The organism is Mesorhizobium sp. ESP-6-4 (assembly GCF_020164735.1).
In the GTDB taxonomy this organism is placed as follows: domain Bacteria; phylum Pseudomonadota; class Alphaproteobacteria; order Rhizobiales; family Rhizobiaceae; genus Mesorhizobium.
The window spans coordinates 15860-40976 of the sequence record NZ_JAIUGS010000026.1 but is presented as its reverse complement, the minus strand read 5'-3'; the positions used below and the strand labels follow the sequence as shown (position 1 = coordinate 40976).

The following is a 25117-nucleotide window of genomic DNA, read 5'->3' as shown; positions in this document are numbered from 1 at the left end:
TCCGAACGGAAAACCGCACACACTTTTCCTGGAATTGCTCTAACTAAGACGCGCCTGGCAATGCGCTCTTTGCCGATATGTCGAAGAAATCGAGCAGGATCGCCAGCGCGACGCCACAGGCCGCGAAAATGAGGCCGGCGAGGAATATCCGACTGGCGCGGTCATGAATGCTTCGCTGCAAGGATTTGATGTCGAGCAGAATGGCCAGCGCCCGGATCTGCAGCGCAATGCCGACCAGGATCGGCAGGACGGCAATCAGATGGTAGGTCTGCCATGGGATGGGGTTGGCCGCCCAATGGGTGATGAAGCCTAGCGAGAACGCCAGCAGGATGCCAACGATTGTGATGGTGCCGTTGCGGAAAACCGGTTCGACCCGTTCTTCCCTAGGATCCTGATTGTCCAAGCGACCCTCCCCTCGATTGCCGTCAAAGCCAGACTAAACGCTTGCAAAATCGCTGTACATCTTTGGTTGCACAGCAGGAACCGACCGGACGCCGGACTCGACCGTCTTGCCGCGGCGTCGGGATGCATGCCAAAGGGCACGGATGCGGAAAACAGCTTATCTTCTATGCGCCGCTTCGCTTTGCGGATGCGTGGCGGCGAAACCGCCGCCGGTCGAGGCCATCGGCAACCCACTGGTCGATCCCATTCCGATCTCGCTCGCTCTGGAGGAGATCATTACCGCCGGCGTCCGCCAACATCTGAAGAACACCATCGCTGCCAGATTCGGAACGATGCTCGCCGGAGAACGCACCTTGAACGGCCGCCACGAAGTGGTGGCGTGCGGCTATGTCGACGACAAGGGCTTTCCCGGCGGCAACGAGCCTTTCATCGGCAAGATCTATCCCGATGCCGGAAACAGCTTTGAACTGGTTGCGATAAATGACGTTTCGGTCATCGGCGCCTGCAAGGCGGCGGGATTGGCAATGCCGGAGCTGAAGCCCAATTCCTGAATTGCTGGAGGCCGAAACGTCGTCCGCTTCAAATCAAGCCAATCAGGCGGATGCTCAGCGCAAGAAAAGGGGCTGCGGGCAGCCCCTCTTTCCAGCCGTTTGTTCAGCTCCCTTCTAGAGCCTGCAATAGCGCGGGCCGTCGTAGCTCATATAGGTGTCGGTGCGCTCGTCGTAGCTGGCGTAGCGGGCGTAGCAGCGGCGGACGTGGATCGAGTCGTAGCCGTCGTCCTCGACATAGACAGTGCGGGGCTGCTGCTGGGCGAGCAGGCTGCCGAGAACGAAACCGCCGACGCCGGCGGCAATGCCGATGCCGAGCTCGCGGCGGTGATGATGGTCGTGGGCGGCCGAAGGCTGGACGGTGCCGACGAGCGAGCCGGCGGCGACGGTGGTGGCGATGAGGCCGGAAACGATGGTGCGCTTGAACATGACGATCTCCTGTTTCGGTGGAGAGGCGAACCATCCGCCTCTTGATCGTCTGTCGCTGCGGCCCGGAAAAAGGTTCGAAGTATTTTCGCGATTTTTTTCGCCAGGATTGAGCGAATAGGGAGTAGCGAATAGCGAGTAGGGAAAGCGGGGATATACTGAATGCAAATCCCCTATTCGCTACGCACTATTCGCCACTCGCTCTCTTTCACCCCATCCCCGTCACGTGCCTCAGCCAGAAGGCCAGCACGATGAAACCGATGAAGGTGGCGACGCCGGTCCAGTCGATGTTGGCCTTCTTCAGATCGCTGATGACCTTCACCAGCAGAAGCCAGGTCACGACGATGAGCGGCAGGATGATGACGAATCTGATCATGCGGCACCCGTTCGATGCGATTGCACCCGAAAAAGATGTAGGAAGCGGCGCAGCGCTTTTCAGCATGCCGGCCAAGCCACGGCATCCATTGGCAGCCCAAAACGGAGTTTTGTCTTTACTGGCGCACGAAATGTGCTACCGGAGCGCCGTTGCCCTTGTAGCTCAGCTGGTAGAGCAGCGGTTTTGTAAACCGAAGGTCGCGGGTTCGATCCCTGCCGGGGGCACCATCCTGTAGCGGAGACGCCCGCAATGCCCTTCGAACAAACGCTGTTCGCGAGCGCACGCGGCTGAGCACGCCGGTTATAATCGCTAGTGGCGTGACGCAGACGCGGGGAAGCATGTCGCGAACCCTGATCATCGTTGGTCTCTGTTTGGTTGCCGTAGGTCTGCTATGGCCCTGGGTGGGCCGGATCGGCCTTGGCCGGCTACCGGGCGATATCGTGATCGAGCGCGAACATTTCAGGCTCTACGTTCCCATCACCACGGGAATACTGATCAGTGTCGTGGTCTCGGCGATCCTGTGGCTGATCAACCGTTAAGGGCGCTTCGGCGGCAGCGATTTCGCTTCACACCCCAATCGCCACCACCAGCACCCTGTTCTGCCTTCGTATTGCCGCGCGCAGTTCCGGTATCTTTGCCTCGTCGCGCTTCACAAACTCGATGAACATCATGTTCATGTTGTTGAAGATCAGTTCGCCCACCGCCGGCCCGTCTATGTCCGAGCGCACAAGCCCGATCTCCTGCAGGCGGACTATCAGCGCGCTGATCTGCTTGGTCAATTCGCGGTCGAGCGCGGTGTAGGCCTGGCCGAAGGGGCTGTCGGGCAGTTGCGTCGAGATCGCCATCGCCTGGCGCCACATCTCTTTGCTCAGATAATTCAGCGAGTGCTCGATATAGATGCCGATCAGCGTGTCGAGCGCGTCGCCGACATTGGCGGGCGGGCTGGCGACAACCCCTCGCCCGGCATTCAGCACCTCGTTGACCTCCATAGAGACGATGGCGCCGAGGATGTCGCCCTTGTTCTGGTAGTAATTGTAGATCGTGCCGATCGAGACCTCGGCCTGCGCTGCGATCGCCTCGATCTTGGCGCCTTCATAGCCGGCCTCGCGGAAAAGCTCCGTCGCCGCATCGACGATGCGCCTGTGCCGGTCCGCCTTCTGCCGTTCGCGCAATCCGCTCATATCGGCCTCTCTGCCACAAAATCATAATTGACTCAATTTTAGAATTGGTTCAACTTTTCTTCCAACAAGCCAGCAAGGCAGGGAGAACACTCGATGACCATCACCGCCCGGACTCCGCATTTCACCCTGAAGTCTTATCTCGTAGCGGCCTGCGCGACAGCCGCGTTGCTGCTCGCAGCCAGTGCCGCGCAGGCCGCCGATCTCAACGCTCTGATCTGGTGCGATCATTCCGATCCGGCGCTGCTGCGGCCCTTCGAGGAAGCCAACAACGTTAAGGTCAACGTCAAGGAATTCGAAGGCACAGGCGCGGGGCTCGCCATCGTCGACCAGTCGCAGCCCGGCGACTGGGACGTGATGGTGATCGATAGCATCGACGTGCCGCGCGGCGTCGAGAAAGGCCTGTTCGAGCCGCTGCCCGAAGACAAGCTGCCCTTCGCCGACCTCTTCCCCGAAGTGAAGATGGACAAGTCGACCGTCGTCGACGGCAAGCGCTACGGCATCACTGAAAAGTTCGGCTACAACACGATCGGCTTCAACAAGACCAAGGTCGATCCGGCCGACATGCAGTCGCTGGCCTCCCTCACCAGCGACAAATACAAGGGTAAGGTCGCGATCTACGACTACTACCTGCCGGTGATCGGCATGGCCGCTCTGGCCATCGGCAAGAAGACGGCCGACCTCACCGAGGCCGATCTGCCTGCCCTCAAGGCCGAACTGCTCAAGATGAAGGCCAACGCCAAGCTGGTCGGCGAGGTCACGGCCAGCCAGACCGCTCTCGCCACCGGCGAGGTCGACATATTGGTCGGCGGCGGCGAATGGGTGACGGCCGGCCTTGCCAAGGAAAACCCGGCGCTCGATTTCTCGATCCCGAAGGAAGGTGCTGTGCTCTGGTCGCAGTCGCTCGCCATGTTCAAGGATTCCAAGAACAAGGACATGGCGCTGAAATTCATCCAATACATCCTGAGCCCCGAGGGCCAGGCGCGGCTTGCCACCTCTTCCTGCTACTGGGGCATGCCTTCGAACAAGAAGGCGGCGCTGACTGATGATCAGAAGAAGATCCTGCGCTTCGACGAGCAGCCCGGCTTCCTTGCCCGCGCCCAGGCCTATCCGGCGCCGAACGCCGATCTCGATAAGAAGATGCAGGATATGTGGACCGAGATGCTGCAGGCGCAGTAAACCGGCCGATGACATCAGCGGGAAACAAGTCGCGTGCCCTGCCCTGGGCGCTGGTCACGCCGGCGCTGGCATGGACATGTGCTTTCTTCGTGCTGCCCTTCATCGCCATGGGGTTTTCCAGCCTGACGGCGCATGAAGGCGGCGGCTTCACTCTGGCCAATTACAGCCAGTTCTTCACCGATCCGTCCTACTGGCGGGCGATGGTGAACTCGCTGGAGGTAACGGCGATCGTCACCGTCATCTCGATCCTGCTTGCCTATCCCTTTGCCTGGATTCTTGCCGAGATGGTGCCGGAACGCTGGCAGCGGCTGGCGCTGATGCTGGCGGTGCTGCCGTTCTGGACCTCCTATGTCGTGCGCTCCTATTCCTGGCTGCTGGTGCTGGCGCAGAATGGCGTCATCAACCGGGCGCTTACCGGCATCGGCCTGATCGGCGAGCCGCTCCAGCTTGCCAACACGCGTTTCGCGACCGTCACCGGCTTCGTGCATTTCTTCGTCATGTTGTTGACGCTGACGATCTTCGCCAATCTGAAACAGCTCAGCCCGAGCTACCGCAAGGCTGCGGCCGACCTCGGCGCGGGGCCGGTGCGCACCTTCCTGCATGTCGTGCTGCCGCTGACCTTGCCCGGCATCATGGTGGGCGCCTTCCTCACCTTCGTGCTCTGCATCGGCGACTACATCACGCCGCAGATCCTCGGCGGCAACAACGAGCTGGTCATGCCGCAGCTCGTCATGATGCAGATCGGCCGCCGCGGCGACTTCCCGTTGGCTTCCGCGCTGTCGATCATCCTGATGGCTGTGGTGACCATCGCCTATCTTGCCTGCGCCCGCTGGCTGAAGATCGAGCGGGCCTGACCATGCGCGCCGCCATCCGCCTCGCCGCCTGGGTCTACGCCATCGCGATATACGGCTTCATCTTCCTGCCGGTGATCGTGCTGGTGCTTTTCTCGCTGCAGGCCACGTCTTTCCCGATCCCGCCCTTCACCGGCCCGTCGCTGCGCTGGTATCAGGCGATGCTGTCGGATGCGAGGCTGACCTCGGCGCTCCTCAACTCGCTGCTTGTGGCGGTGCTCTCCTCGCTTGCCTCCGTCACGCTCGGCTTCCTCTCAGCCTGGGGTTTCGCCCGCTTCGTGCTGCCGGGCTCGGCCATCCTGCGCGGCCTGATCACACTGCCGCTGACCGTGAGCTATCTCATCATCGGCATGGGCCTTCTGGTGCTGTTCAATTGGGCCGGCGTGCCGAAGTCGCTCTTGGCCGCCGGCATCGGCCATGTCGTGATCAACCTGCCGCTCTGCTTCGCCATCATCTACAGCCAGATGGGCGACCACCAAATCAACATCGAGCGCGCCGCGCGCGACCTCGGCGCCGCCGAATGGAAGGTGCTGCTCATGATCACCGTGCCGGTCATGGCGCCGGCGATCTTCGCCGGCTTCTTCCTGTCGATGACCTTCTCCTGGGATGAGTTCGTCATCTCCTTTCTGCTCACCCGCTTCGAGACGACGCTGCCCGTGGAGATCTGGAACCTGCTGCGTTCCGGCCTCAACCCCAAGACCAATGCCGTCGGCTCGCTGGTCTTCGCCGTCTCCATCGTCCTGGTGGTGCTTTTCGAGTTGACGCTGTTGCGGAGAAAGCCGGCATGAGCGCGCCCCTCGTCGACATTCGCAACGTCTCGCATCGCTTCGGCCAGCTACTGGTGCTGAAGAATGTCTCGCTGGCGATCGAGCCGGGCAGCTACACGATCCTGCTCGGGCCGTCCGGCTCCGGCAAGACGACGCTGCTTTCGATCCTTGGCGGCTTCGTCACGCCCAGCGAGGGCAAGGTGTTCATCCGTGGTGTGGATTGCACCGCGGTGCCGCCGGCGAAGCGCCCGACGACCACCGTCTTCCAGGACTACGCGCTGTTTCCGCATATGAGCGTCGGCGGCAATGTCAGCTTCGGGCTACGCATGCAAGGCGTCGACGGCGCGACCCGGGCGGCGAAGGCGCGCGATGCGCTCGCCCTCGTCGGGCTGGCGGCCGCCTTCGACAAGAAGCCGCATCAGCTTTCCGGCGGCCAGCGCCAGCGCGTCGCGCTTGCCCGCGCGCTGGTCATCGAACCGGCGGTGCTGTTGCTTGATGAGCCGCTCGGCGCGCTGGACCTGAAACTGCGCCGGCAGATGCAGGACGAGCTGAAAGCGATCCAGAAGCGCGTCGGCACCGCCTTCATCCACGTCACGCACGACCAGGAGGAGGCGATGGCGCTGGCCGACCATTGCGTGGTGATGAATGACGGCCGCATCGAGGACGAAGGCCCGCCCGAGCGCGTCTATGCGCGGCCGGCGACGCGCTTTTCCGCCACTTTCATGGGCGAGAGCACGATTCTTGCCGGCACCGTGACCGAGGCGAGGAACGGGATCGTCACGGCCTCGACGGCGTTGGGGCCGATTTCACTGCCAGGTGCATCGCCTGCCGGCGCCAAGGTCACGCTCGCCATCAGGCCCGAGCATATCGCCCTCGGCGAAGCGAAGAGCGATGTCGCGCTCGGCACGGCCAAGGTCGGCGATGTTGTCTTCCAGGGCAGCTTCAAGCGTGTGCAGGCCATCTCGACGCAGGATACCGCGCTACAATTCATCGCCAAGGTGCCCGCTTCCGCCACCGTCCGGGCAGGCGACACGATCCCGGTTTCGTGCAACGTTCAAGACATCATCCTGCTGGCGGACTGATCCATGGGCACGCTTCCGGTCATCGAGGCTCCGGACTGGTACGAAACCATCCGCATGGGCGACGACATCACGCTCATCCATGAGCCGTGGATAAAACCATTCTTCCGCTGCAACATCTGGCATGCGCGCGGGCGCGACCGCGACCTGTTGTTCGATACCGGCCTCGGCCATTTCAGCCTGAAACACCATGTGCCGCTGGTGAGCGAGCGCAAGCTGACTTGCGTGGCCAGCCACACGCATTTCGACCATATCGGCTGCCATCACGAATTCCCGGACCGCTGCGTGCACTCCGCCGAAGCGGCAATCCTTGCCGATCCACGCAACGAATGGACGGTGGCGGACCGCTACGCCAATGAGGAGATGTTCGACGGCGCGCCGGTGGGCTGGGATACGGCGCGCTACCGCATCCTGCCCGCGCCGGCGGGCCGGCTGCTCGAGCATGGCGACGTGATCGACCTCGGCGACCGCGCCTTCGAGGTCATCCACACACCTGGACACTCGCCCGGCGGGATCGCGCTTTATGAGAGAAAGACCGGCATCCTGCTGTCCGGCGACATCGTTTATCACGGGCCGCTGATCGACGACGTCTATCACTCCGACATCGATGACTACGTCGGGACCCTGCTTTCCATGCGCGAGCTCAACGTCTCGGTCGTGCATGGCGGCCATTTCCCGAGCTTCGGCAAGGTGCGCTACCGGCAACTCATCGATGAGTATGTCGCGGGCAAACGCAAGGCCGGGTGCCACTTGCAGAGCGGCTGAGCGATCAGGGAAGCGAAGCCTACAGCGCCCTTTGCGGGCAAAGTGTTCCCGTGGCGTCGCCGCAGCGGGAAGCTGTCGGCTGCGGCCGCTGGCTCATCTCTTCGGAATGACGCACCAGCTCGGCGAACATCAGCGCGAAACTTCCCATCATCAGGAAGACTATGATCAGACGCGTTACCGGCAATAGACAGGTCTCTCGACTGGCTAGCCCCCGCCAACCCATCCACTGTCGGCTAACATGATCGATCCGGCTTTACGAGTGTTTAAGCTTCGCCTTAACCATAGCAGCCATCACATTCATGTCGCGGCTGTCACGAAGCGCGATTGTCGGGTGTGCCCCCCGGCCGGCGCAGCGCCCTTCACAGACGTGGGCGCCGCATGCTACGCCGTCGCCGGCGCGGCCCCGCAGACGGTCGCCCTCCGGGAGCCATGAGCAAAGCCGCCAGCCGTTTCGCCTTCGTTTCTTCCGACACCGACGACGCCCGCGCGGCGTTGGAAAGCCTGTCCGCGCGCTATGGACAGGTGCCTGTCGCGGATGCCGAGATCATCATCGCGCTCGGCGGCGACGGCTTTCTTCTGCAGACGCTGCGCGAGACGATGAGCACGGGCAAGAAGGTCTACGGCATGAACCGTGGCACCATCGGCTTCCTGATGAACGAATATCGCGCCGGCGGCCTCGAGGAACGCATCGCCAACGCCGTCTCCGAGACGATCCGGCCACTGGAAATGGTCGCCGTGACGCATGACGGCGAAACGATTTCGGCGCCGGCCATCAACGAGGTGGCGCTGTGGCGCCAATCCTACCAGACGGCGAAGATCCGCATCACCGTCGACGGCCAGGTGCGGCTGGAGGAGCTGAACTGCGACGGCGTGATGATCGCGACGCCCGCCGGTTCCACTGCCTACAATCTGTCGGCGCATGGGCCGATCCTGCCGCTCGATGCGCCGCTTCTGGCGCTGACGCCGGTCAGTCCTTTCCGGCCGCGCCGCTGGCGCGGGGCGCTGCTGTCCAACAAGGCGACCGTGCGCTTCGACATCCTGGAAGCCGAAAAGCGCCCGGTGAATGCCGCCGCCGACCACACCGAGGTCAAGGCCGTGGCTTCTGTCACCGTGCGGGAATCGCCGACGGCCACGGCAACTTTGCTGTTCGATCCGAACCATTCCTGGAACGAGCGTATCCTTGCCGAGCAGTTCCGCTACTGAGCCGGCGCAAGGATATTGTTTCGATCAATGCATGTCGCCCAAGCGCGCAGCGGTTTTGGGCATACGGCGTGATCAAGCAAAGATATAAAGCGCGGAGCCCCAAACCGTTTCGCCGCGACGCGCTTTAAGCATCGCGATTAAGGTTACGTCTTCACAATCGCTGTATTTCGGTCCGTTTCTGTTGACAAATCGAGGGCTTGCGCCTAACTGCAACACCGATCTTGCAGGCGCGCGGCGCCTGCCGCGGCTACTGTGTCGCGATTTTCCCAACCAACAAAGACAACAAACACTTGTCCTCAGACACCACGACCGCTCAAGAAGCGTTGACATTCTCAGACCTCGGCTTGTCGCCGAAGGTTCTCTCCGCGGTCACCGATGCCGGCTACACCACGCCGACGCCGATCCAGGCCGGCGCCATCCCGCATGCGCTGCTCGGCAAGGACGTGCTGGGTATCGCCCAGACCGGCACCGGCAAGACCGCTTCGTTCGTGCTGCCGATGCTGACGCGCCTGGAAAAGGGCCGGGCCCGAGCCCGCATGCCGCGCACGCTGATCCTCGAACCGACCCGTGAGCTCGCCGCGCAGGTCGAGGAAAACTTCATCAAATACGGCAAGAACCACAAGCTCAATATCGCGCTGCTGATCGGAGGCGTCTCCTTCGACGAACAGGACAAGAAGCTCGAGCGCGGCGCCGACGTGCTGATCGCGACGCCCGGCCGCCTGCTCGACCACCGCGAGCGCGGCAAGCTTCTGCTCAATGGCGTCGAGATCCTCGTCATCGACGAGGCCGACCGCATGCTCGACATGGGCTTCATTCCCGATATTGAGCGCATCTGCGAGATGATCCCGTTCACGCGCCAAACGCTGTTCTTCTCGGCGACGATGCCGCCGGAGATCACCAAGCTCACCGAGAAGTTCCTGCACGCGCCGGTGCGCGTCGAGGTTTCGAAGGCCGCCTCCACGGCGACCAGCATCACGCAGCGGCTGGTCAAGTCCGGCTCGAAACCCTGGGAAAAGCGCGAGACGCTGCGCGATCTGATCAAGGCCGAAGACGCCGATTTGAAGAACGCCATCATCTTCTGCAACCGGAAGGTCGAGGTGTCGGAGCTGTTCCGCTCGCTGTTGAAGCATGATTTCGATGCCGGCGCGCTGCATGGCGACATGGACCAGCGCGCCCGCATGCAGATGCTCGCCAATTTCCGCGACGGCAAGCTGCGCTACCTCGTTGCCTCGGACGTCGCAGCGCGCGGTCTCGACATTCCCGATGTCAGCCATGTCTTCAATTATGACGTGCCCATCCACGCCGAGGATTACGTCCACCGCATCGGCCGCACCGGCCGCGCCGGACGCGCCGGCAAGTCCTTCACCATCGCCACCCGCTCCGACACCAAATATGTCGACGCCATCGAGAGGCTGATCGGCACCAAGATCGAGTGGCATGACGGCGACCTGTCAACCGTGACCGAGAGCGAGGGCGAGGAGCAGCCGCGCCGCGGCCGCGGCGCCCCGCGTCGCGCCGGCCGCAAGGACGAGGACCGCAAGGACCGGGGCGAGCGCAAGAAGGACCGTCACGCCAAGCGCGACGAGACGCCCGATGCCGCGCGTGAGGAACAGCCTGTCGCCGAAGTGGCCGACATCGCCGAACGCCGCGCCCGCAAGGACGCGATCCGTTCCGAGAACGAGCGCAAGGGTTCTGGCAGCCGTCACGAGCAGCGCGGCGACGCCCGTCCGCAGCGCGACCGCCCCGGCCGCCATCGTCAGGAAGAAGACGACGCAACCGTCGGCTTCGGCGACGACGTGCCGGCCTTCATGCGGATCGTCGCGAAGGTCTGAAGCCGATATCAGCGTAGCCTGAATTGAAAACGGCCCCACACGGGGCCGTTTCGTTTTTGGCTTCGCCTGGACCAATTCAGCCAAAGGCGATGCCTACATCGGACCCGGCATCATCTTGGTCGGCTTTTCAAGCATCGGGAACTCGGCCTTGCTGCATTTCACGTTCGGGTTCGTCGGGCTGAACATGCCGTTCGGATTGTCCCTGAACAGCCATGCATGCAGGTCGTAGTGGACGAACTCCCTCGGAATGAGCGGGTAGTGGCCTTCCATCGGCCCCATGAATTTCTGCCCGAACAGCGTCGGCACCTCCTTGGTGTCCGGCGTCAGCGGCACCAGCCATTCCACCCCGACCAGCTTCAAGCCTTTCTTGGTCGGCTCGTAGATCAGGACGTTGGGCTTCATCGGGTCGAGCGGCTTGCCGACGCTCGGAACGTTGACGAAATGGATGCCCATCGCGCCCTTCTGATAGTACATAGCGCCGTCTATCTTCTCGCCGGCATAGTGGATGCAGCCGACGGTCGACAAATAGAGGTCGCGAACAGCGGCGGTGTAATCTTCATACTTGGCCAGCGATTTCTTCAAGGCTTCGATGTCGGCCTTGTTGGCGTCCTCGGCCCGGGCCGAAGCGAGCCCGAACGATGTGCCGATAAGACATGCCAAAACGACGACGCCGCAGCGCCCCAAGCGAGCTGTTCTTGTCATGCATTCCTCCCAGATTCTCTTGATCTGGCCGTGCAAGACCGGGGCGGTAGATGTTGATTGCGCGGCCGATTGACCGCCCCATCCCCTCTGGAACAGCAGAATGTTAGTCCTTTCCCCGGTTTTGGAAAAGCATTAATTAGAACAAACTAATGTCCTAAGGCTTCGACCCATCTTTGGACCATTTCAAACAAAAACGGCCCCCTTCGGAGCCGTTTGTCTTGATGGAATTGCGCCTCTGCGCGCCGTTTTCTCAGGTGAGCGGCGACAGCTGGATTTCGACGCGGCGGTTCTGCTCGCGGCCGGCGGCGGTCGCATTGGATGCGATCGGGCGGGTCTTGCCGAAGCCGGTGACGGCGAAGCGGCGCTGATCGACGCCCTGACCGGACAGGTAGTTGGCGACGGCAAGCGCGCGACGCTGCGACAGGTCGAAATTGTGCTCGTCGCCGCCTGTCGAATCGGTGTGGCCGAACACGTCCACAGTGGTCTGGCGGAATTTCTTCAGCACCAGCGCGACCGAATTCAGCACCGGATAGAAGCCCGGCTTCACCGCGTCCTGGTCGACATTGAAGGTGATGTCGGACGGCATGTTGAGGATGATCTGGTCGCCGCTGCGGGTGACGCTGACGCCGGTGCCCTGCAATTGGCGGCGAAGCTCGGCCTCGTTTTGGTCCATCGTCGCGCCGATCGCGCCGCCGGCGAGCGCGCCGATGCCGGCGCCGATCAACGCGTTGCGGCGGTCGTTGCCACCGGCCAGCAGGCCAAGGCTGGCACCTGCCAGGGCGCCGAGGCCGGCACCGGCCGCCGTGTTGGAGATCTTCTGGTCGCCGGTATACGGATCGGTGGTGGTGCAGGCGCTCACCAATAGAGCCGTCGCCACGGCGACGAGCACAGTCTTCTTCATGAGATTGGTCCCTCTCCAATTCGCGGCCTTTGCGACCGCGCCAAATCAGCCCTTCCGCAGCCTTGTAGCATGAAATGCGGCGAAAAACGGAACGGGAATGCCGCCGGTAAAGTCCGGCGGTGGCTCCCGTGTCGGCTCTACCACAAATTCTTGCCGTCGATGACCACCACCTCGACCTTGTCCAGATCGAAATCATCGAACAGGCGCGAATTGACGCTGATCTTCGGGTTGTCGAAATCCGGCTCTCCGGTCGACCAATCAGGCGTCTCGGTGAAGGTGCCGCAGCCGCAAATGGCGCAGAAACCATGCTTCACCGTCTTTGAGCCCCAGCGATAGAAGGAGACATTCTCCGGCGGGCTCGTCAGCTTGAATTGCGACGGCACATAATAGGCCCATAACGAGCCCCGCTTCGAGCAGAACGAGCATGTGCATTGCGTCACCGTCCGCGGCGCCTCGGCAACCTCGAAGGTTGTCGCCTTGCAGTGACAGCTTCCCCTGATGGTCATGGACTCAACCTCTCCGTTGTCCGCCGCGCCCTTAGTTTCACGCAATTCCAGACGGAAAACCGCTACGCACTTTTCCTGGAATTGCGCGTCCTGGGTGCACGCAATTCCGGACGGAAAACCGCTACGCACTTTTCCTGGAATTGCTCGGTGCAGGGCAACATAAAGAAATCGTCCTGACAACCGTCTGTCAGCAAAGTCGGCAGCCTTCTCCTGCCGTGGATCGAGCCCCAGCGCCTCGCCTTCCGCGGCAGGTTCAGAGCCCTAGTAGGAGGGAGGCGGCACGAACAGGCAGATGGTCTTGCCGGCGTCGAGCCCGGCCTGGTGCGCACACCAGTGGTACTCGCCGTCGGGCGAATTCTTGACCCGCTTGTCGGCATAAGCCACCACCTCGCCCGTACCTTCAATGACGTAGCCCTCGGGCCGCTCGCTGATCGATGACTGCGGCACCTCCTTGCAATCGTAGTTGGCACAACAGGCAAAGGGATATTTCCAGCCTTGCGGCATGGCCGCGGTGGGCTGGGCATCGTGCGCAGCAGCCGGCGGCGCCAGCGCCGCGATCGCTCCAACGGCGAACAGGGAGAACAAAAGTCGGCCAGCCGGTCGAACGGCTTGGGCCGATCTTGATATGGCAGCAGACATCGAAGCGTTCCTTTCGAGCATCAAGCGTTTTCGCTTGCCCGTTCCCGGAACGTGTCTTCCCAGTGGCCGGATCGTCGGTCGCAGATATGCCGCATCCGGCCATAAATGCTTTTTACCCAGCACGAAGGCTGGGCTGATTCCCTGGCTGGCGCAAGCATCCGCTTGCAACGGCAATGCCGCGCTTCACGCCAACCTCTGCCATCCAGAATCGTGCGTCGGCTTGGTTAATGAGCGGTTAGCCGCGCGGATCTGGTGCCCGACAACGAGATTCGGCTCAAGCTGGTTCCAGACGTTCAGTCGGGAACATGCTCATCATACTGCGGCAGGTCGTCAGCGATTGTGAACCACTTCGCCTTGGACCCGACAAAAATGTGCGCGCTCGGCCGTATCGTCGGCTCGTCGACCAGCGTGCCCATGGCGACATGCACGTAGGCGCCGTCGCGGACCAACGAATAAAGGAGCGAGCCGCATCGGCCGCAATGCGCGTCGTGGCCGCTCTCGTCGCCGAAGATCAGCAGCCCGCCCTCGCCCGCGATGAGACGGAACTTGTCGCGCTCGATGCCGGCGAACGGCTTGAACGCGGAGCCCGTCGTGCGCCGGCAGTTCGAGCAATGGCAGTTCGCCGCGTAAACGAATTCGTCCGCAACCTCATAGTGGACGTCGCCGCAGAAGCATTTTCCCGCAAGTACCGTAGACACCGGCTTTCTCCGCTCCTGCAACGGGTGCGTACTAGTCGAGGTCCGCCACCGCTTCGCCTGCGCCGCCCTCGATGCGATGCGAGAGCGAGGCTTCCATGAATTCGTCAAGGTCGCCGTCGAGCACACTCGAAGGCGAGGTGCTTTCGACGCCGGTGCGCAGATCCTTCACAAGCTGATAGGGCTGCAGCACGTAGGAGCGGATCTGGTGGCCCCAGCCGATATCGCTCTTCGACGCCTCGGTGGCATTGGCGACCGCCTCGCGCTTCTTCAGCTCTTCCTCGTAAAGCCGCGAGCGCAGCATTTCCCAAGCCTTGGCGCGGTTCTTGTGCTGCGAGCGCTCGGCCTGGCAGGCGACTGCTATGCCGGTCGCCAGATGGGTGATGCGCACCGCCGAGTCGGTGGTGTTGACGTGCTGGCCGCCCGAACCCGAGGAACGATAGGTGTCGATGCGCACGTCGGATTCGGAAACATTGATCTCGATCGAGTCGTCGATAACCGGATAGACCCAGACGCTGGCGAAGGAGGTGTGGCGCCGCGCGTTGCTGTCGTAAGGCGAAATGCGCACCAGGCGATGGACACCGGACTCCGTCTTAAGCCAGCCATAGGCGTTGTGGCCCTTGATCATCACGGTGGCGGACTTGATGCCCGCTTCTTCGCCGTCATGGACTTCCAGCACCTCGACCTTAAAGCGGCGGCGCTCGGCCCAGCGCGTGTACATGCGCAGGAGCATCGAGGCCCAGTCCTGGCTCTCGGTGCCGCCGGCGCCGGCATGGATTTCGAGATAGGTGTCGTTGGCGTCGGCCTCGCCCGACAGCAGCGTTTCGACCTGGCGCGCCTTCGCCTCGCCCTGCATCGAACGAAGCGCCGCCTCCGCTTCCGCGATGATGCCGTCGTCGCCCTCTTCCTCGCCGAGCTCAATCAGTCCGATATTGTCTTCCAGCGCCTGCGTCATCCCCTTGACGGCAGCGATGCCGTCCTCGAGCTCCTGGCGCTCCCGCATCAGCTTCTGCGCTTCGATGGGATCATTCCAGAGGCTGGAATCCTCGGCGCGCGAATTCAGGTATTCAAGCCGCTTTACAGCCTGATCCCAGTCAAAGATGCCTCCTCAGCAGGGTTATCGCCTGCCTGATCTCATCGACGATGTTGAGCGTTTCCGCGCGCATGGCTCTTGGTTCGGTCCTGTTCTTTTCGGTCTTTTCGGAATAGGCGCGATACATAGGCACGGCATCGCTGCCTGTAAAGCGAAATGGGCCGGCACCACCCCCGCCGGCCCATCGCCAAATCCGGCAACGTCAGTAGAGGCCGCCGCCGCCGTCCTGGATGGCCTGGTTGGCCTGCGGCGACAGCGCTCCGCCCGAACCGTTCGAGCCATCCGCGCCCATGCCGATCACCCAGTAGCTGTCAGCCGGACCGGTGCCAGGCTTGAAAGCCTCGATGATGGTGTTCGGATCGCCTTCGGCGGCGCGCATGCCGGTCTTGCGGTTGATTGCGATCAGCTTCATGCCGTCGGGAACCTGGAAGTCGGTGTTCGGCTTGCCGTCGAGCGCAACGCGCATGAAATCCTTGAAGATCGGGGCCGCCAAGCCGCCGCCGGTGGCGCCGTGGCCAAGGCCGCGCGGCGTGTCATAGCCCATATAGAGGCCGACAACGAGGTTCGGGGTGAAGCCGATGAACCAGGCGTCCTTCTCGTCATTGGTCGTGCCGGTCTTGCCGGCGATGTGGCGGCCGAGCTCGCCGATGGTGGCGCCGGTGCCGCGCTGCACGACGCCCTCCATCATCGAGGTGATCTGATATGCCGTCATCGGGTCGAGCACCTGCTCGGAATTGTCGACCAGCTCCGGCTCGGTCTGGTTCTTCCACTCAGTGGCGTTGCAGCCTTCGCAGCCGCGCTCGTCCTGCTTGAACACCGTCTTGCCGTAACGGTCCTGGATGCGGTCGATCAGCGAGGGTTTAATCGATTTGCCGCCATTGGCCATGATCGAATAGGCCGACACCATGCGCATGACGGTCGTCTCGCCCGAGCCCAGCGCCATCGGCAGATAGGGCGCCAGATGATCGTAGACGCCGAAGCGCTCGGCATATTCCACGACCAGCTTCATGCCCATGTCGTTGGCCAGCCGCACGGTCATCAGATTGCGCGACTTTTCGATGCCCGAGCGCAAGGTGGCCGGGCCCGCGACCGTGCCGTCATAGTTCTTCGGCGTCCAGGTGGTGTTGCCGCTCTGAATGGTGATCGGGCCGTCCATGATCACCGAAGCCGGCGTGTAGCCGTTGTCGAGCGCCGCCGAATAAACGATCGGCTTGAACGAGGAACCGGGCTGGCGCATCGCCTGGGTGGCGCGGTTGAATTCCGACTGCGCGTAGGAGAAGCCGCCGACCATGGCCAGCACGCGGCCGGTATGCGGATCCATGGCGACGAGGCCGCCTTCGACCTCCGGCACCTGGCGCAGCATGTAGGTGTTGTCGGAGCCGTCGTTCTTCTGCACGAAGATCACGTCGCCGGGCTCCAGCACTTCCGCCGGAGACTTCGCCCTGACGGACTTGCCGTTGACGAAGTGGCGCATGGCGAAGCCCATGTCCTCCTTGCTGACGGTGCCCTGGACGCGCTCCTTGACCAGATCGCCGGAAATCTGCCGCGTCGGCTGGATGCCGATGGTCAGCCCGGTTGCCGAACTGTCGAGGACGACGGCCAGCGTCCATTCCGGAACATCCTCGAGACCCTTCACGTTGCCGAGCGGCACGCCCCAGTCGCCGGTGACGTCGATATGCGTCACCGGACCGCGATAGCCGCGCAGCATATCGTATTTGAGCAGGCCGTTCTGCATCGCCTTGCGGGCGATAAGCTGGACATTCGGATCGAGCGTGGTGCGCACCGACAGGCCGCCCTCGTAAAGCGCATTCTCGCCGTAGCGAGCGATGATCTGGCGGCGGACTTCCTCGGTGAAGTACTCGCCGGCAAACAGGTAGGAACCGTTGCGGCGCGGCGTCACGCCGAGCGGTTCGGCCTTGGCCTTGTCGCCCTCCTCGCGGGTGACGTAGCCATTCTCGACCATCTGGTCGATGACCCAGTTGCGGCGCTCCAGGGCGCGGTCGGCGTGCTTGAAGGGGTGATAGTTGTTCGGGCCCTTCGGCAACGAGGCGAGATAGGCGGCTTCCGCGACTGTCAGCTCGTTGACGGACTTGTCGAAATAGGTGAGCGCGGCGCCCGCGACGCCGTAGGCGCCAAAGCCGAAGAAGATTTCGTTGAGATAGAGCTCGAGGATGCGGTCCTTCGAATAGGCCTGCTCGATGCGGAAGGCCAGGATCATCTCCTTGATCTTGCGCTCATAGGTCTGATCGGAAGAGAGCAGGAAGTTCTTCGCCACCTGCTGGGTGATCGTCGAGGCGCCGACCTGCCGCCGGCCGGAACCTAAATTCTGCAGGTTGACGACGATGGCGCGGCCAAGGCCGGTGATGTCGATGCCGGGATGGTTGTAGAAGTTCTTGTCCTCGGCCGACATGAAGGCGGCCTTGACGCGGTCCGGGATGGCCTGGATCGGCAGATAGAGACGCCGCTCGCGCGCATATTCAGCCATCAGCGCGCCGTCGGAGGCATGGATGCGCGTCGTCACCGGCGGTTCGTATTTGGCCAGAACCTCGTAGTCGGGCAGGTCCTTGGTCAGATGGCTGATATAGATGGCCAGACCGGCCGCCATCAGCAGCGCCAGCGTCGTGCCGATGCCAAAGAAATAGCCGATGAGACGAATCATGCCCGCTCCAGTCCGAGGTTCGGGAATTTCCTAAACGAAGCCGACAGTCGCGCAAGCTTCCCGGGGCGGTCCCAATCCGCAATCGAAAAACCCATGTAGCGGCCATGTGGACAAAATACGGCAGCGCGAAATTTGAGGACTCGGTTGCCGAATAATAACGCCGGGTGTTGTCGTCATGCAACGCTGCTTGCGGTTGCAGACGCCCGGCGGTTGCGGGCAGGTGCGGCGGGTCAGCCGCCCGTCGCGGTTCCGGCCTTGGCGGCGGCAAACAGGGCAACCGCGTTGGTTATGCTTTGCGCCGCCTTGCCTCGCCAGTCGGCGTTCAGCAGTTGCGCCTCGTCCTTGTTATTGGAGAGGTAGCCGAGCTCGACCAGGACGGACGGCACGTCCGGGGCCTTGAGCACCCTGAAGCCGGCCGAGCGCTGCGGGTTGTTGATCATGCCGACGCTGGTCGACAGCTGACCGACCAGCGTGTGGGCGAAGCTCATCGAGAAACCATGGGTCTCACGGCGGATCAGGTCGATCAGAATGTCGGTGACTTCCTTGTTGTCGTCCTCGATCTTCATTCCGGCGAACTGGTCGGACAGGTTCTCGCGATCGGCGAGCGCCTGGGCTTCCGGGTCGGAAGCCTTGTCGGAAAGCGTGTAGACCGTGGCGCCGCGAAGACCTTTGACGGCGATCGTATCGGCATGGACGGAGATCAAAAGATCGGCCTCGTGCTGGCGCGCGATGCGCACGCGTTCGTCGAGCGCCAGGTACACGTCGTTGTCCCGCGTCATGTAGACATCGTATTTGCCGACCGCGGCCAGCTTGTCGCGCAGTTCCTTGGCAAAAGCGAGCGTGACGTCCTTCTCGACCGTGCCGGCGGAGCTTTCGGCGCCGCCATCGACGCCGCCATGACCGGGATCGATAACCACCGTGAAGCGATGGCCCGGCGCCGAGACCGGTCCGGTGCCGACCCGTTCGCCTTTTTCGGTCGAAACCGTCGAACCAGTGGTCAGCGACTGGTTGGCGAGAGCTTCGTCGAACTCCCGCTCGGAGGCAGCCGACATATCGATGGCGATGCGGTAGCCGCTGCCGTCGTCATTCTTGAGCACGTCGAGCTTGTCGATGACGAAAGGGCCCTTGCCGGTGAGGATCAGGCGCGAGCCATGTCCCTGATCGCCGTAGCGAACTGCCCGTACAAGACCCCGCGGCTTCACATCCTTGGCGTCGAGCGCGAATCGCGTGCGCGGCAGATCGACGACCAGGCGATTGGGACCGCGCAGCAGGAACCATTTGACGTCCGGCTCGTGGTCGAAATTCACGACGATGCGCATCTTGGCGGCGTCGCCGGCCATCTTGTAGCCGGTCGCGCCAAGCAAGGTTTCGGCGTGCACGGCGGCGGCGAAACAGGACAGGACCGCCAGCAGCAAGCCAGTCCAGGTCACGCGCAGGAGATGCCCGGCGGCCCCACCTCTCTTGTTTGCGGCGCCCGCCAATCCCATCTCTTATTCGTCGCTCCCGGTTTGACGCATTGCGCCCGGTCTTCTCGCAGAATGCCTGTCAGGCCGCCAACTCGATTAACGATTGGTATTCAGAGAAGGTTAACCAAGCCTTTCATAGAGCGGGATGAAGGCGCCTTCCCCAGGGGAAGCGCTTTAAGCCGGCATCCGAAATCGGGGTTGCCTTCCATCCCGCCAAATCATAAAAGCGACATTGGATCACTGCAATCCTGGAACCGCTCGCCTCAGCAGTTTCCTGCCAAAGGCTGGATGCAAAGGCGGCTCCTTTACCCTTCCAGGCTCAGGTGGTCGCGACGATTTTCGCAGGCGTGCCCTCGTGGCGGGGGAATCGCTTGCGTGAGGAAAACGGCCGGGATTGTCCCGCGCCGGCTCTTTATGAGCAAACAAGCTGGTCCGGCTTAGCCCGGGCTTTGGTTCAAAAGGTTCTGCCGGGTGCCGATGGCTTCAAGCGCAATCATGGAAAGGTCCGCATCAAACCGCGCCGTAATGGCTGCGGGCGGCACCGCCATTGCGCTCAAGCGGCGGCCGGCGGACATTCAATTATCCGGCATGCACACAGATACAGGCGCACAGCGGCGGGCATTGCCACGCCGGCTGCGGCCGTCGGCTGCCGGCAGGAAACAAAATAATGCCCAACAAGATGCTGATAGACGCCTCCCACCCGGAGGAAACACGCGTTGTTGTCGTTCGCGGTAACCGCATCGAAGAATTCGACTTTGAATCCCAGGACAAAAAGCAGCTTAAAGGAAACATCTATCTCGCCCGCGTAACCCGCGTCGAACCGTCCCTCCAGGCAGCCTTTGTCGAATATGGCGGCAACCGTCACGGTTTTCTCGCCTTTAGCGAAATTCATCCCGATTATTACCAGATCCCGGTCGCCGACCGTCAGGCTCTGCTGCGCGCCGAGGCGCAGGAGGCCGAGGACGAAGACGACGAGGAAGCCGAGAACGGCGAAGAGCAGCATGCCCGCGACCGCGGCGGGCGGCGCAACCGCCGGCGCGGCGGCAAGAACCGCGACCGCGGCGAGCACAAGCACGCGCCCTCGGAGAACGAGAAAAGTCCGGTCGAAGCAATAGCCGTTGACGAAACCGCCGCTGAGGTTGCCGAGGGCGAGGAAGCCGCCGGCGAGACCGCCGCTATCCCGGCAGAAAATGCCGGAACAGCCTCCGAGGCCGTATCGGAAGCGGCTGAAGGACCCGCCGCCGAGGCTGGCGGAGATGACGCCACGGACAACGACGATGGCAAGCCTTCCGAAGGCGGCCCTACTTCGATTGCCGCGAGCATCGATGCCGATGTGATTTCCGAGGCGATGCCGCAGGCGGATCAGCAGAGCGGCGAAGCAGCCGTTAGCGACGATGATCGCGGCATGCTGGAGGACGTCTCGGCCTCGCATTCGGACGAGCACGAAGTCGAATCGGTCGGCGCCGAGGACGCGCTCGAGGAAATCCGCAACCGCCGCAAGCCGGTGCGTCGCCAGTACAAGATCCAGGAAGTCATCAAACGCCGGCAGATCCTTTTGGTGCAGGTGGTCAAGGAAGAGCGCGGCAACAAGGGCGCGGCGCTCACCACCTATCTGTCGCTTGCCGGCCGCTATTCGGTGCTGATGCCGAACACGGCGCGCGGCGGCGGCATCTCGCGCAAGATCACCAACGCCCAGGACCGCAAGCGGTTGAAGGAGGTCGTGGCCGATCTCGACGTGCCGCAGGGCATGGGCGTCATCCTGCGCACCGCCGGCGAGAGCCGCACCAAGGCCGAGATCAAGCGCGACTACGAATATCTGATGCGGCTTTGGGAAAACGTCCGCAACCTGACGCTGCAGTCCTCGGCCCCGGCCCTGGTCTATGAGGAAGGCAGCCTGATCAAGCGTTCGGTGCGCGATCTCTACAACAAGGACATCGACGAGATCCTTGTCTCCGGCGAAGACGGCTACCGCGAGGCCAAGGATTTCATGCGCATGCTGATGCCGAGCCACGCCAAGGTGGTTCAGCCATTCCGCGACACCACGCCGATCTTCGTGCGCAACGGCATCGAAGCGCAGCTCGACCGCATGCTGCAGCCGCAGGTGACGCTGAAGAGCGGCGGCTACATCATCATCAACCAGACCGAGGCGCTGGTTGCGATCGACGTCAACTCCGGCCGCTCCACCAAGGAGCATTCGATCGAGGAGACGGCGCTCCACACCAATCTGGAAGCGGCAGAGGAAGTCGCGCGGCAGTTGCGATTGCGCGACCTTGCCGGCCTGATCGTCATCGACTTCATCGACATGGAGGAGAACCGCAACAACCGCTCCGTCGAGAAGCGGCTGAAGGATCACCTCAAGAACGACCGCGCCCGTATCCAGGTAGGCCGCATCTCACACTTCGGCCTGATGGAAATGTCGCGCCAGCGCATCCGCGCCAGCGTGCTGGAATCGACCATGAAGCCTTGCCCGCATTGCGGCGGCACGGGCCATGTACGCTCCGATTCCTCCGTGGCGCTGATGGTCGTGCGGGCGATCGAAGAATTCCTGCTCAAGGATTCGCGCAGCCACATCATCGTGCGCACACCGTCGGCGACCGCGCTCTATGTGCTCAACCACAAGCGCGCCAACCTGGTGGAGCTCGAAGCCCGCTTCGGCCTGACCATCACGATCGAGGCTGACGAGACGCTCGGCACCCAGCACTACGCGATCTTCCGCGGCGCCATTGCCGAGAAGCCGGAAGGCTTCGTCGAGGTGCGCAGCCTGCCGGCCTATGTCGAGCCGGAAGAGCCCGAGGACGAGATCGTCGTCGAGGAAGCGGAGGAGGAAGTCTCGGTCCAGCCCGAACAGCCGCGCCACGCGCAGCAGGGTCAGCACCAGCAGCGGTCCGAGGATGGCGAAGGCCGTGACCGCAAACGGCGCAAGCGCCGGCGGCGGCGCGGCGGCAGGGATCGCGACCGCGACCACAATGGTGACGTCGCGGCGGCGCCGATGGAAGCCGGCGAAACCGATGACGACGATATGACGCAAGAGGCCGCCGACGAGGCAACCGCCGGCGGCGAGGTTGTAGCGGCCACTGCCGACGACGGTTCCGGAAAGAAGCGCCGGCGCGGGAAGCGCGGCGGCAAGCGCAACCGCCGCGAGGACGAAGCTTCGGAGGGCGTTGCCGGCGAAACTGTCGGCGACATCGAGGGTGAGCCGGTTGAAGGCCAGGATGCCGTAAGCGAGCCGGCAATGGCTGCTCCTGCCGAGGAACCTGCTGCTCCCGCCGCGGCTAATGACGATGCCGAGGCGGTCGAAAAGCCGAAGAAGCCCCGCCGTTCGAGGGCTAAGAAGGTGGCTGAGGAAGCCGCGGCCGAGACGGTATCGGAGCCTGTGGCCGAGGCTCAGGTCGCGCCCCCGGCTGTCCAGCCCGAGCCGGAGCCGGCCGCTGCCGCTTCCGCGGCCACCGAGGCGGAGCCTGCCACCAACGCCCATCCGACGCGGCGCAAGCCACAGTCAGTCGACGCGCCGGTTGTTCCCGTCGTGTCTTCGAACGTCTCCGACGAGGCGAAGGCCGAAGACAAGCCGAAGCGCGCCGGCTGGTGGCAGCGCAAGGGTTTTTTCTAGATCTTTCAGATCGTTAAGCTGATCTTTTGAAACAATCCCGCGCCCCATCAGGCGCGGGATTTTTCATTTTCGCCGACTGCCTTTCAGCGCAGCTCCGGGTGGCAAACCGCCAGCGCTTTGCTGTTTTACGGCGCGAAGATCGACCAGTTCATCATCCGGGCGAGCTTCTCCATGGCGATGGAGCCGAGCTTGGAGTTGCCGTTCTCGTTGAGGCCGGGCGACCACACCGCCAGCGAAGCAACCCCTGGCACGATGCCGAGAATGCCGCCGCCGACACCGCTTTTGCCGGGGATGCCGACGCGGAAAGCGAAATCGCCGGAACCGTCATAGTGGCCGCAGGTCAGCATCAGCGCGCCGATGCGGCGTGCCCGTTCGGCCGAGACGACCGAATGCCCGGTCGCCGGATTCCTGCCGCCATTGGCTAGAAACCGGCCGGCCATGGCGAGCTGACGGCAGCTCATGGCAACCGCGCAATGGTGGAAATAGACACCCAGCGCGAGCTCGGGAGCATGATGGAGATTGCCGAAGGATTTCATGTAGTTGGCCAAGGCAAAGTTGCGATAGCCGGTGGCCCGCTCGGACGCCGCCACTTCGCGGTCGATGATGATCGTCTCGTCCTCGGCGAGGAACTGGATGAAACGCAGGATTTCGCCGATCGCCTCGCGCGGCTGATGGCCGGCGAGCAGGACATCGGAGACGACGATGGCGCCGGCATTGATGAACGGATTGCGCGGGATGCCGTTCTCATGCTCGAGCTGGACGATCGAGTTGAACGGGTTGCCGGATGGCTCGCGGCCGACGCGATGCCATAACGCATCGCCGACCTTGCCCAGCGCCAGCGTGAGCGTGAAGACTTTCGAGACGCTCTGGATCGAAAAGGGCTGATCGGCATCGCCGGCCAGCATGACGCGGCCGTCATTGGTCACGGCGGCAATGCCGAATTTCTTCGGATCGACCTTGCCCAACTGCGGGATATAGCTCGCCACCTCGCCGCGATCGGTGCGCTCCGCCATTTCGGCGGCCACTTCCGCCAGTGCTTGCTCGAGTTCCGGCATGGCGGTTATTTCAGCCAGCGTTCGATGCGAGCCAGCGCCTCGACCATGTCGTCATGGCTGCCGGCATAGGAAAAGCGCATGGTGCGATGTCCCTGCAGCGGGTCGAAATCGCGGCCGGGCGTTGCCGCGACATGCGCCTCAGCCAGCATCTTGCGCGCAAAGGCCATGCTGTCGTTGGTGTGGCGAGTGACATCGCAGAACGCATAGAAGGCGCCGTCCATCGGCGCGGCGAGCGCAAAGCCGAGTTCCGGCAGGCGCTTCATCAGAAGGTCGCGGTTCCAGGCGTAGCGCGCCTTCACCTTTTCCAGTTCCTGCGTTGCCTTGAATGCCTCGATCGCCGCGACCTGCGACAGTTCAGGCGGCGAGATATAGAGGCTCTGGGCAACACGCTCGACCGGCCGCACAAGCTCTTCCGGCAGCACCATCCAGCCGATCCGCCAGCCGGTCATGCAATAGTATTTCGAGAAGGAATTGATCGCGGTCACGCCGGGGCCGTGCGCCAGGGCGGTGACATCCGGCGCCGCGTAGGCCAGCCTGTGATAGATCTCGTCGGAGATCACGGCGATGCCGAGCTCCTCGGCGGTTTTCACCAGCGCGGCAAGCTCATCGGCCGGAATCACCGCGCCGGTCGGATTGGCGGGACTGGCGAACAGCACGCCCTTCAGCGGCTTCCCGCGATGCGCGGCCTTGAGGTGCTCGGTATGCAGGTAGGCATCTGAGCCGAGCTCTATCTCGACGATCTCGATGCCGAGCGCGGCCATGATGTTGCGGTAGCCGGGATAGCCGGGCGCGGCGATGGCGACACGGTCGCCCGGATCGAACATGGCCAGGAAAGCCAGGTTGAAGGCGGCAGACGAGCCGGTCGTGACGCCAATGCGCGATGGCGCGACGTCGATACCGTAGTGCTCGCCGTAATGCCCCGCGATCGCCTTGCGCAGATCGGCCAAGCCCAAAGCGTCGGTGTAGCCGATGCGGCCATGCCGCAGGGCCGCGGCCGCCGCCTCGCGGACCCCGACCGGCGCGGGATCTGACGGCTGGCCGACCGCCATCGACACCACGGGCACGCCGGTGGCCTTCAGCCGGTTGGCTTCGGCCAGGATGTCCATGGCGTGGAACGGCTCGACTTCCCCGCGGCGCGAAAGCGAAACGACCATCTGACCTCTTCCAACTGCTCTATTTGGGCGAATT

Annotated in this window: 26 protein-coding genes and 1 tRNA gene; 11 read left to right on the top strand and 16 right to left on the bottom strand. The window is 63.0% G+C overall.

Features of this window, described 5'->3' with window-relative positions; genetic code table 11:
* Positions 1-43: 43 nt before the first annotated feature.
* A complete protein-coding gene (locus LB523_RS27505; RefSeq protein WP_224608950.1) occupies positions 44-403 on the bottom strand; it encodes a hypothetical protein in 360 nt (119 codons plus the stop codon).
* Positions 404-593: 190 nt separating this feature from the next.
* Between LB523_RS27505 and LB523_RS27500 the strand changes: the two genes are divergently transcribed.
* Positions 594-953: a hypothetical protein gene (locus tag LB523_RS27500; RefSeq protein ID WP_224608919.1), complete on the top strand. Its 360-nt coding sequence runs from the start codon at positions 594-596 to the stop codon at positions 951-953.
* Between the two features lie 114 nt (positions 954-1067).
* Here the strand turns inward: LB523_RS27500 and LB523_RS27495 are convergent, their stop codons facing one another.
* Both LB523_RS27495 and LB523_RS27490 read right to left on the bottom strand, forming a co-directional pair.
* On the bottom strand, positions 1068-1379 hold the full coding sequence (locus LB523_RS27495) for a BA14K family protein (RefSeq protein ID WP_140546392.1): 312 nt from the start codon (positions 1377-1379) through the stop codon (positions 1068-1070).
* A 205-nt stretch (positions 1380-1584) separates the two neighbouring features.
* On the bottom strand, positions 1585-1752 hold the full coding sequence (locus LB523_RS27490) for a hypothetical protein (RefSeq protein WP_140842871.1): 168 nt from the start codon (positions 1750-1752) through the stop codon (positions 1585-1587).
* A gap of 151 nt (positions 1753-1903) precedes the next feature.
* Between LB523_RS27490 and LB523_RS27485 the strand changes: the two genes are divergently transcribed.
* Together LB523_RS27485 and LB523_RS27480 are read left to right on the top strand one after the other, a co-directional pair.
* Positions 1904-1979, top strand: a tRNA-Thr gene (locus LB523_RS27485).
* A 111-nt stretch (positions 1980-2090) separates the two neighbouring features.
* Positions 2091-2291: a DUF2905 domain-containing protein gene (locus LB523_RS27480; RefSeq protein WP_224608917.1), complete on the top strand. Its 201-nt coding sequence runs from the start codon at positions 2091-2093 to the stop codon at positions 2289-2291.
* 27 nt (positions 2292-2318) lie between these two features.
* Here the strand turns inward: LB523_RS27480 and LB523_RS27475 are convergent, their stop codons facing one another.
* Positions 2319-2933, bottom strand: coding sequence for a TetR/AcrR family transcriptional regulator (locus LB523_RS27475; protein WP_224608915.1), 615 nt, complete (start codon positions 2931-2933; stop codon positions 2319-2321).
* Between the two features lie 93 nt (positions 2934-3026).
* On the opposite strand from LB523_RS27475, the gene LB523_RS27470 reads away from it, so the two are divergent.
* From LB523_RS27470 to LB523_RS27450, 5 genes are read left to right on the top strand one after another with little or no spacing between them, the layout of a single operon-like run.
* On the top strand, positions 3027-4109 hold the full coding sequence (locus tag LB523_RS27470) for a spermidine/putrescine ABC transporter substrate-binding protein (protein WP_224608912.1): 1083 nt from the start codon (positions 3027-3029) through the stop codon (positions 4107-4109).
* 8 nt (positions 4110-4117) lie between these two features.
* Positions 4118-4963: an ABC transporter permease gene (locus LB523_RS27465; RefSeq protein ID WP_224608260.1), complete on the top strand. Its 846-nt coding sequence runs from the start codon at positions 4118-4120 to the stop codon at positions 4961-4963.
* 2 nt (positions 4964-4965) lie between these two features.
* Positions 4966-5748 (top strand): ABC transporter permease, encoded by a 783-nt coding sequence (locus LB523_RS27460; RefSeq protein ID WP_224608908.1) that lies wholly within the window; start codon positions 4966-4968, stop codon positions 5746-5748.
* Positions 5745-6809 (top strand): ABC transporter ATP-binding protein, encoded by a 1065-nt coding sequence (locus LB523_RS27455; protein ID WP_224608905.1) that lies wholly within the window; start codon positions 5745-5747, stop codon positions 6807-6809. Before LB523_RS27460 ends, LB523_RS27455 begins: the two co-directional genes overlap by 4 nt.
* 3 nt (positions 6810-6812) lie before the next feature.
* A complete protein-coding gene (locus tag LB523_RS27450; RefSeq protein ID WP_224608902.1) occupies positions 6813-7571 on the top strand; it encodes an MBL fold metallo-hydrolase in 759 nt (252 codons plus the stop codon).
* Between the two features lie 19 nt (positions 7572-7590).
* Here the strand turns inward: LB523_RS27450 and LB523_RS27445 are convergent, their stop codons facing one another.
* On the bottom strand, positions 7591-7755 hold the full coding sequence (locus LB523_RS27445; RefSeq protein ID WP_224532355.1) for a hypothetical protein: 165 nt from the start codon (positions 7753-7755) through the stop codon (positions 7591-7593).
* Positions 7756-8000: 245 nt separating this feature from the next.
* Here LB523_RS27445 and LB523_RS27440 point away from each other — a divergent pair, with 245 nt between their 5' ends.
* On the top strand, positions 8001-8774 hold the full coding sequence (locus LB523_RS27440; RefSeq protein ID WP_140842832.1) for an NAD kinase: 774 nt from the start codon (positions 8001-8003) through the stop codon (positions 8772-8774).
* Positions 8775-9064: 290 nt separating this feature from the next.
* A complete protein-coding gene (locus LB523_RS27435; RefSeq protein ID WP_224608899.1) occupies positions 9065-10606 on the top strand; it encodes a DEAD/DEAH box helicase in 1542 nt (513 codons plus the stop codon).
* Positions 10607-10699: 93 nt separating this feature from the next.
* Here LB523_RS27435 and LB523_RS27430 read toward each other — a convergent pair whose 3' ends face one another.
* From LB523_RS27430 to LB523_RS27390, 9 genes are all read right to left on the bottom strand, one after another.
* Positions 10700-11308: a hypothetical protein gene (locus LB523_RS27430; protein ID WP_140842830.1), complete on the bottom strand. Its 609-nt coding sequence runs from the start codon at positions 11306-11308 to the stop codon at positions 10700-10702.
* 250 nt (positions 11309-11558) lie between these two features.
* Positions 11559-12209: an OmpA family protein gene (locus LB523_RS27425; protein WP_027170410.1), complete on the bottom strand. Its 651-nt coding sequence runs from the start codon at positions 12207-12209 to the stop codon at positions 11559-11561.
* A 137-nt stretch (positions 12210-12346) separates the two neighbouring features.
* Positions 12347-12715, bottom strand: coding sequence for a GFA family protein (locus tag LB523_RS27420; protein ID WP_095767598.1), 369 nt, complete (start codon positions 12713-12715; stop codon positions 12347-12349).
* 261 nt (positions 12716-12976) lie between these two features.
* A complete protein-coding gene (locus LB523_RS27415) occupies positions 12977-13354 on the bottom strand; it encodes a hypothetical protein (RefSeq protein ID WP_224608897.1) in 378 nt (125 codons plus the stop codon).
* Positions 13355-13647: 293 nt separating this feature from the next.
* Positions 13648-14052, bottom strand: coding sequence for a GFA family protein (locus LB523_RS27410; protein WP_224608894.1), 405 nt, complete (start codon positions 14050-14052; stop codon positions 13648-13650).
* A gap of 31 nt (positions 14053-14083) precedes the next feature.
* Positions 14084-15215, bottom strand: a protein-coding gene (gene prfB / locus LB523_RS27405) for a peptide chain release factor 2 (RefSeq protein ID WP_140636761.1) whose coding sequence is annotated in 2 segments (ribosomal slippage) — positions 14084-15148 and positions 15150-15215 — 1131 coding nt in all. Because the reading frame shifts where the segments join, the coding sequence is not laid out codon by codon here.
* Positions 15216-15344: 129 nt separating this feature from the next.
* Positions 15345-17801, bottom strand: a complete 2457-nt coding sequence (locus LB523_RS27400; protein ID WP_224608891.1) for a penicillin-binding protein 1A — start codon at positions 17799-17801, stop codon at positions 15345-15347.
* A 230-nt stretch (positions 17802-18031) separates the two neighbouring features.
* On the bottom strand, positions 18032-19288 hold the full coding sequence (locus tag LB523_RS27395; protein WP_224608888.1) for an N-acetylmuramoyl-L-alanine amidase: 1257 nt from the start codon (positions 19286-19288) through the stop codon (positions 18032-18034).
* Between the two features lie 416 nt (positions 19289-19704).
* A complete protein-coding gene (locus tag LB523_RS27390; RefSeq protein ID WP_176477023.1) occupies positions 19705-19842 on the bottom strand; it encodes a hypothetical protein in 138 nt (45 codons plus the stop codon).
* 92 nt (positions 19843-19934) lie between these two features.
* On the opposite strand from LB523_RS27390, the gene LB523_RS27385 reads away from it, so the two are divergent.
* Positions 19935-22874 carry a ribonuclease E/G gene (locus tag LB523_RS27385; RefSeq protein WP_224608885.1) on the top strand — a complete coding sequence of 980 codons (2940 nt, stop codon included), beginning with the start codon at positions 19935-19937 and terminating at the stop codon, positions 22872-22874.
* Between the two features lie 125 nt (positions 22875-22999).
* Here the strand turns inward: LB523_RS27385 and LB523_RS27380 are convergent, their stop codons facing one another.
* Complete coding sequence (locus tag LB523_RS27380; protein ID WP_224608882.1) at positions 23000-23929, bottom strand: glutaminase; 930 nt, start codon at positions 23927-23929, stop codon at positions 23000-23002.
* Positions 23930-23934: 5 nt separating this feature from the next.
* On the bottom strand, positions 23935-25083 hold the full coding sequence (locus LB523_RS27375; RefSeq protein WP_224608877.1) for a pyridoxal phosphate-dependent aminotransferase: 1149 nt from the start codon (positions 25081-25083) through the stop codon (positions 23935-23937).
* Positions 25084-25117 lie beyond the last annotated feature (34 nt).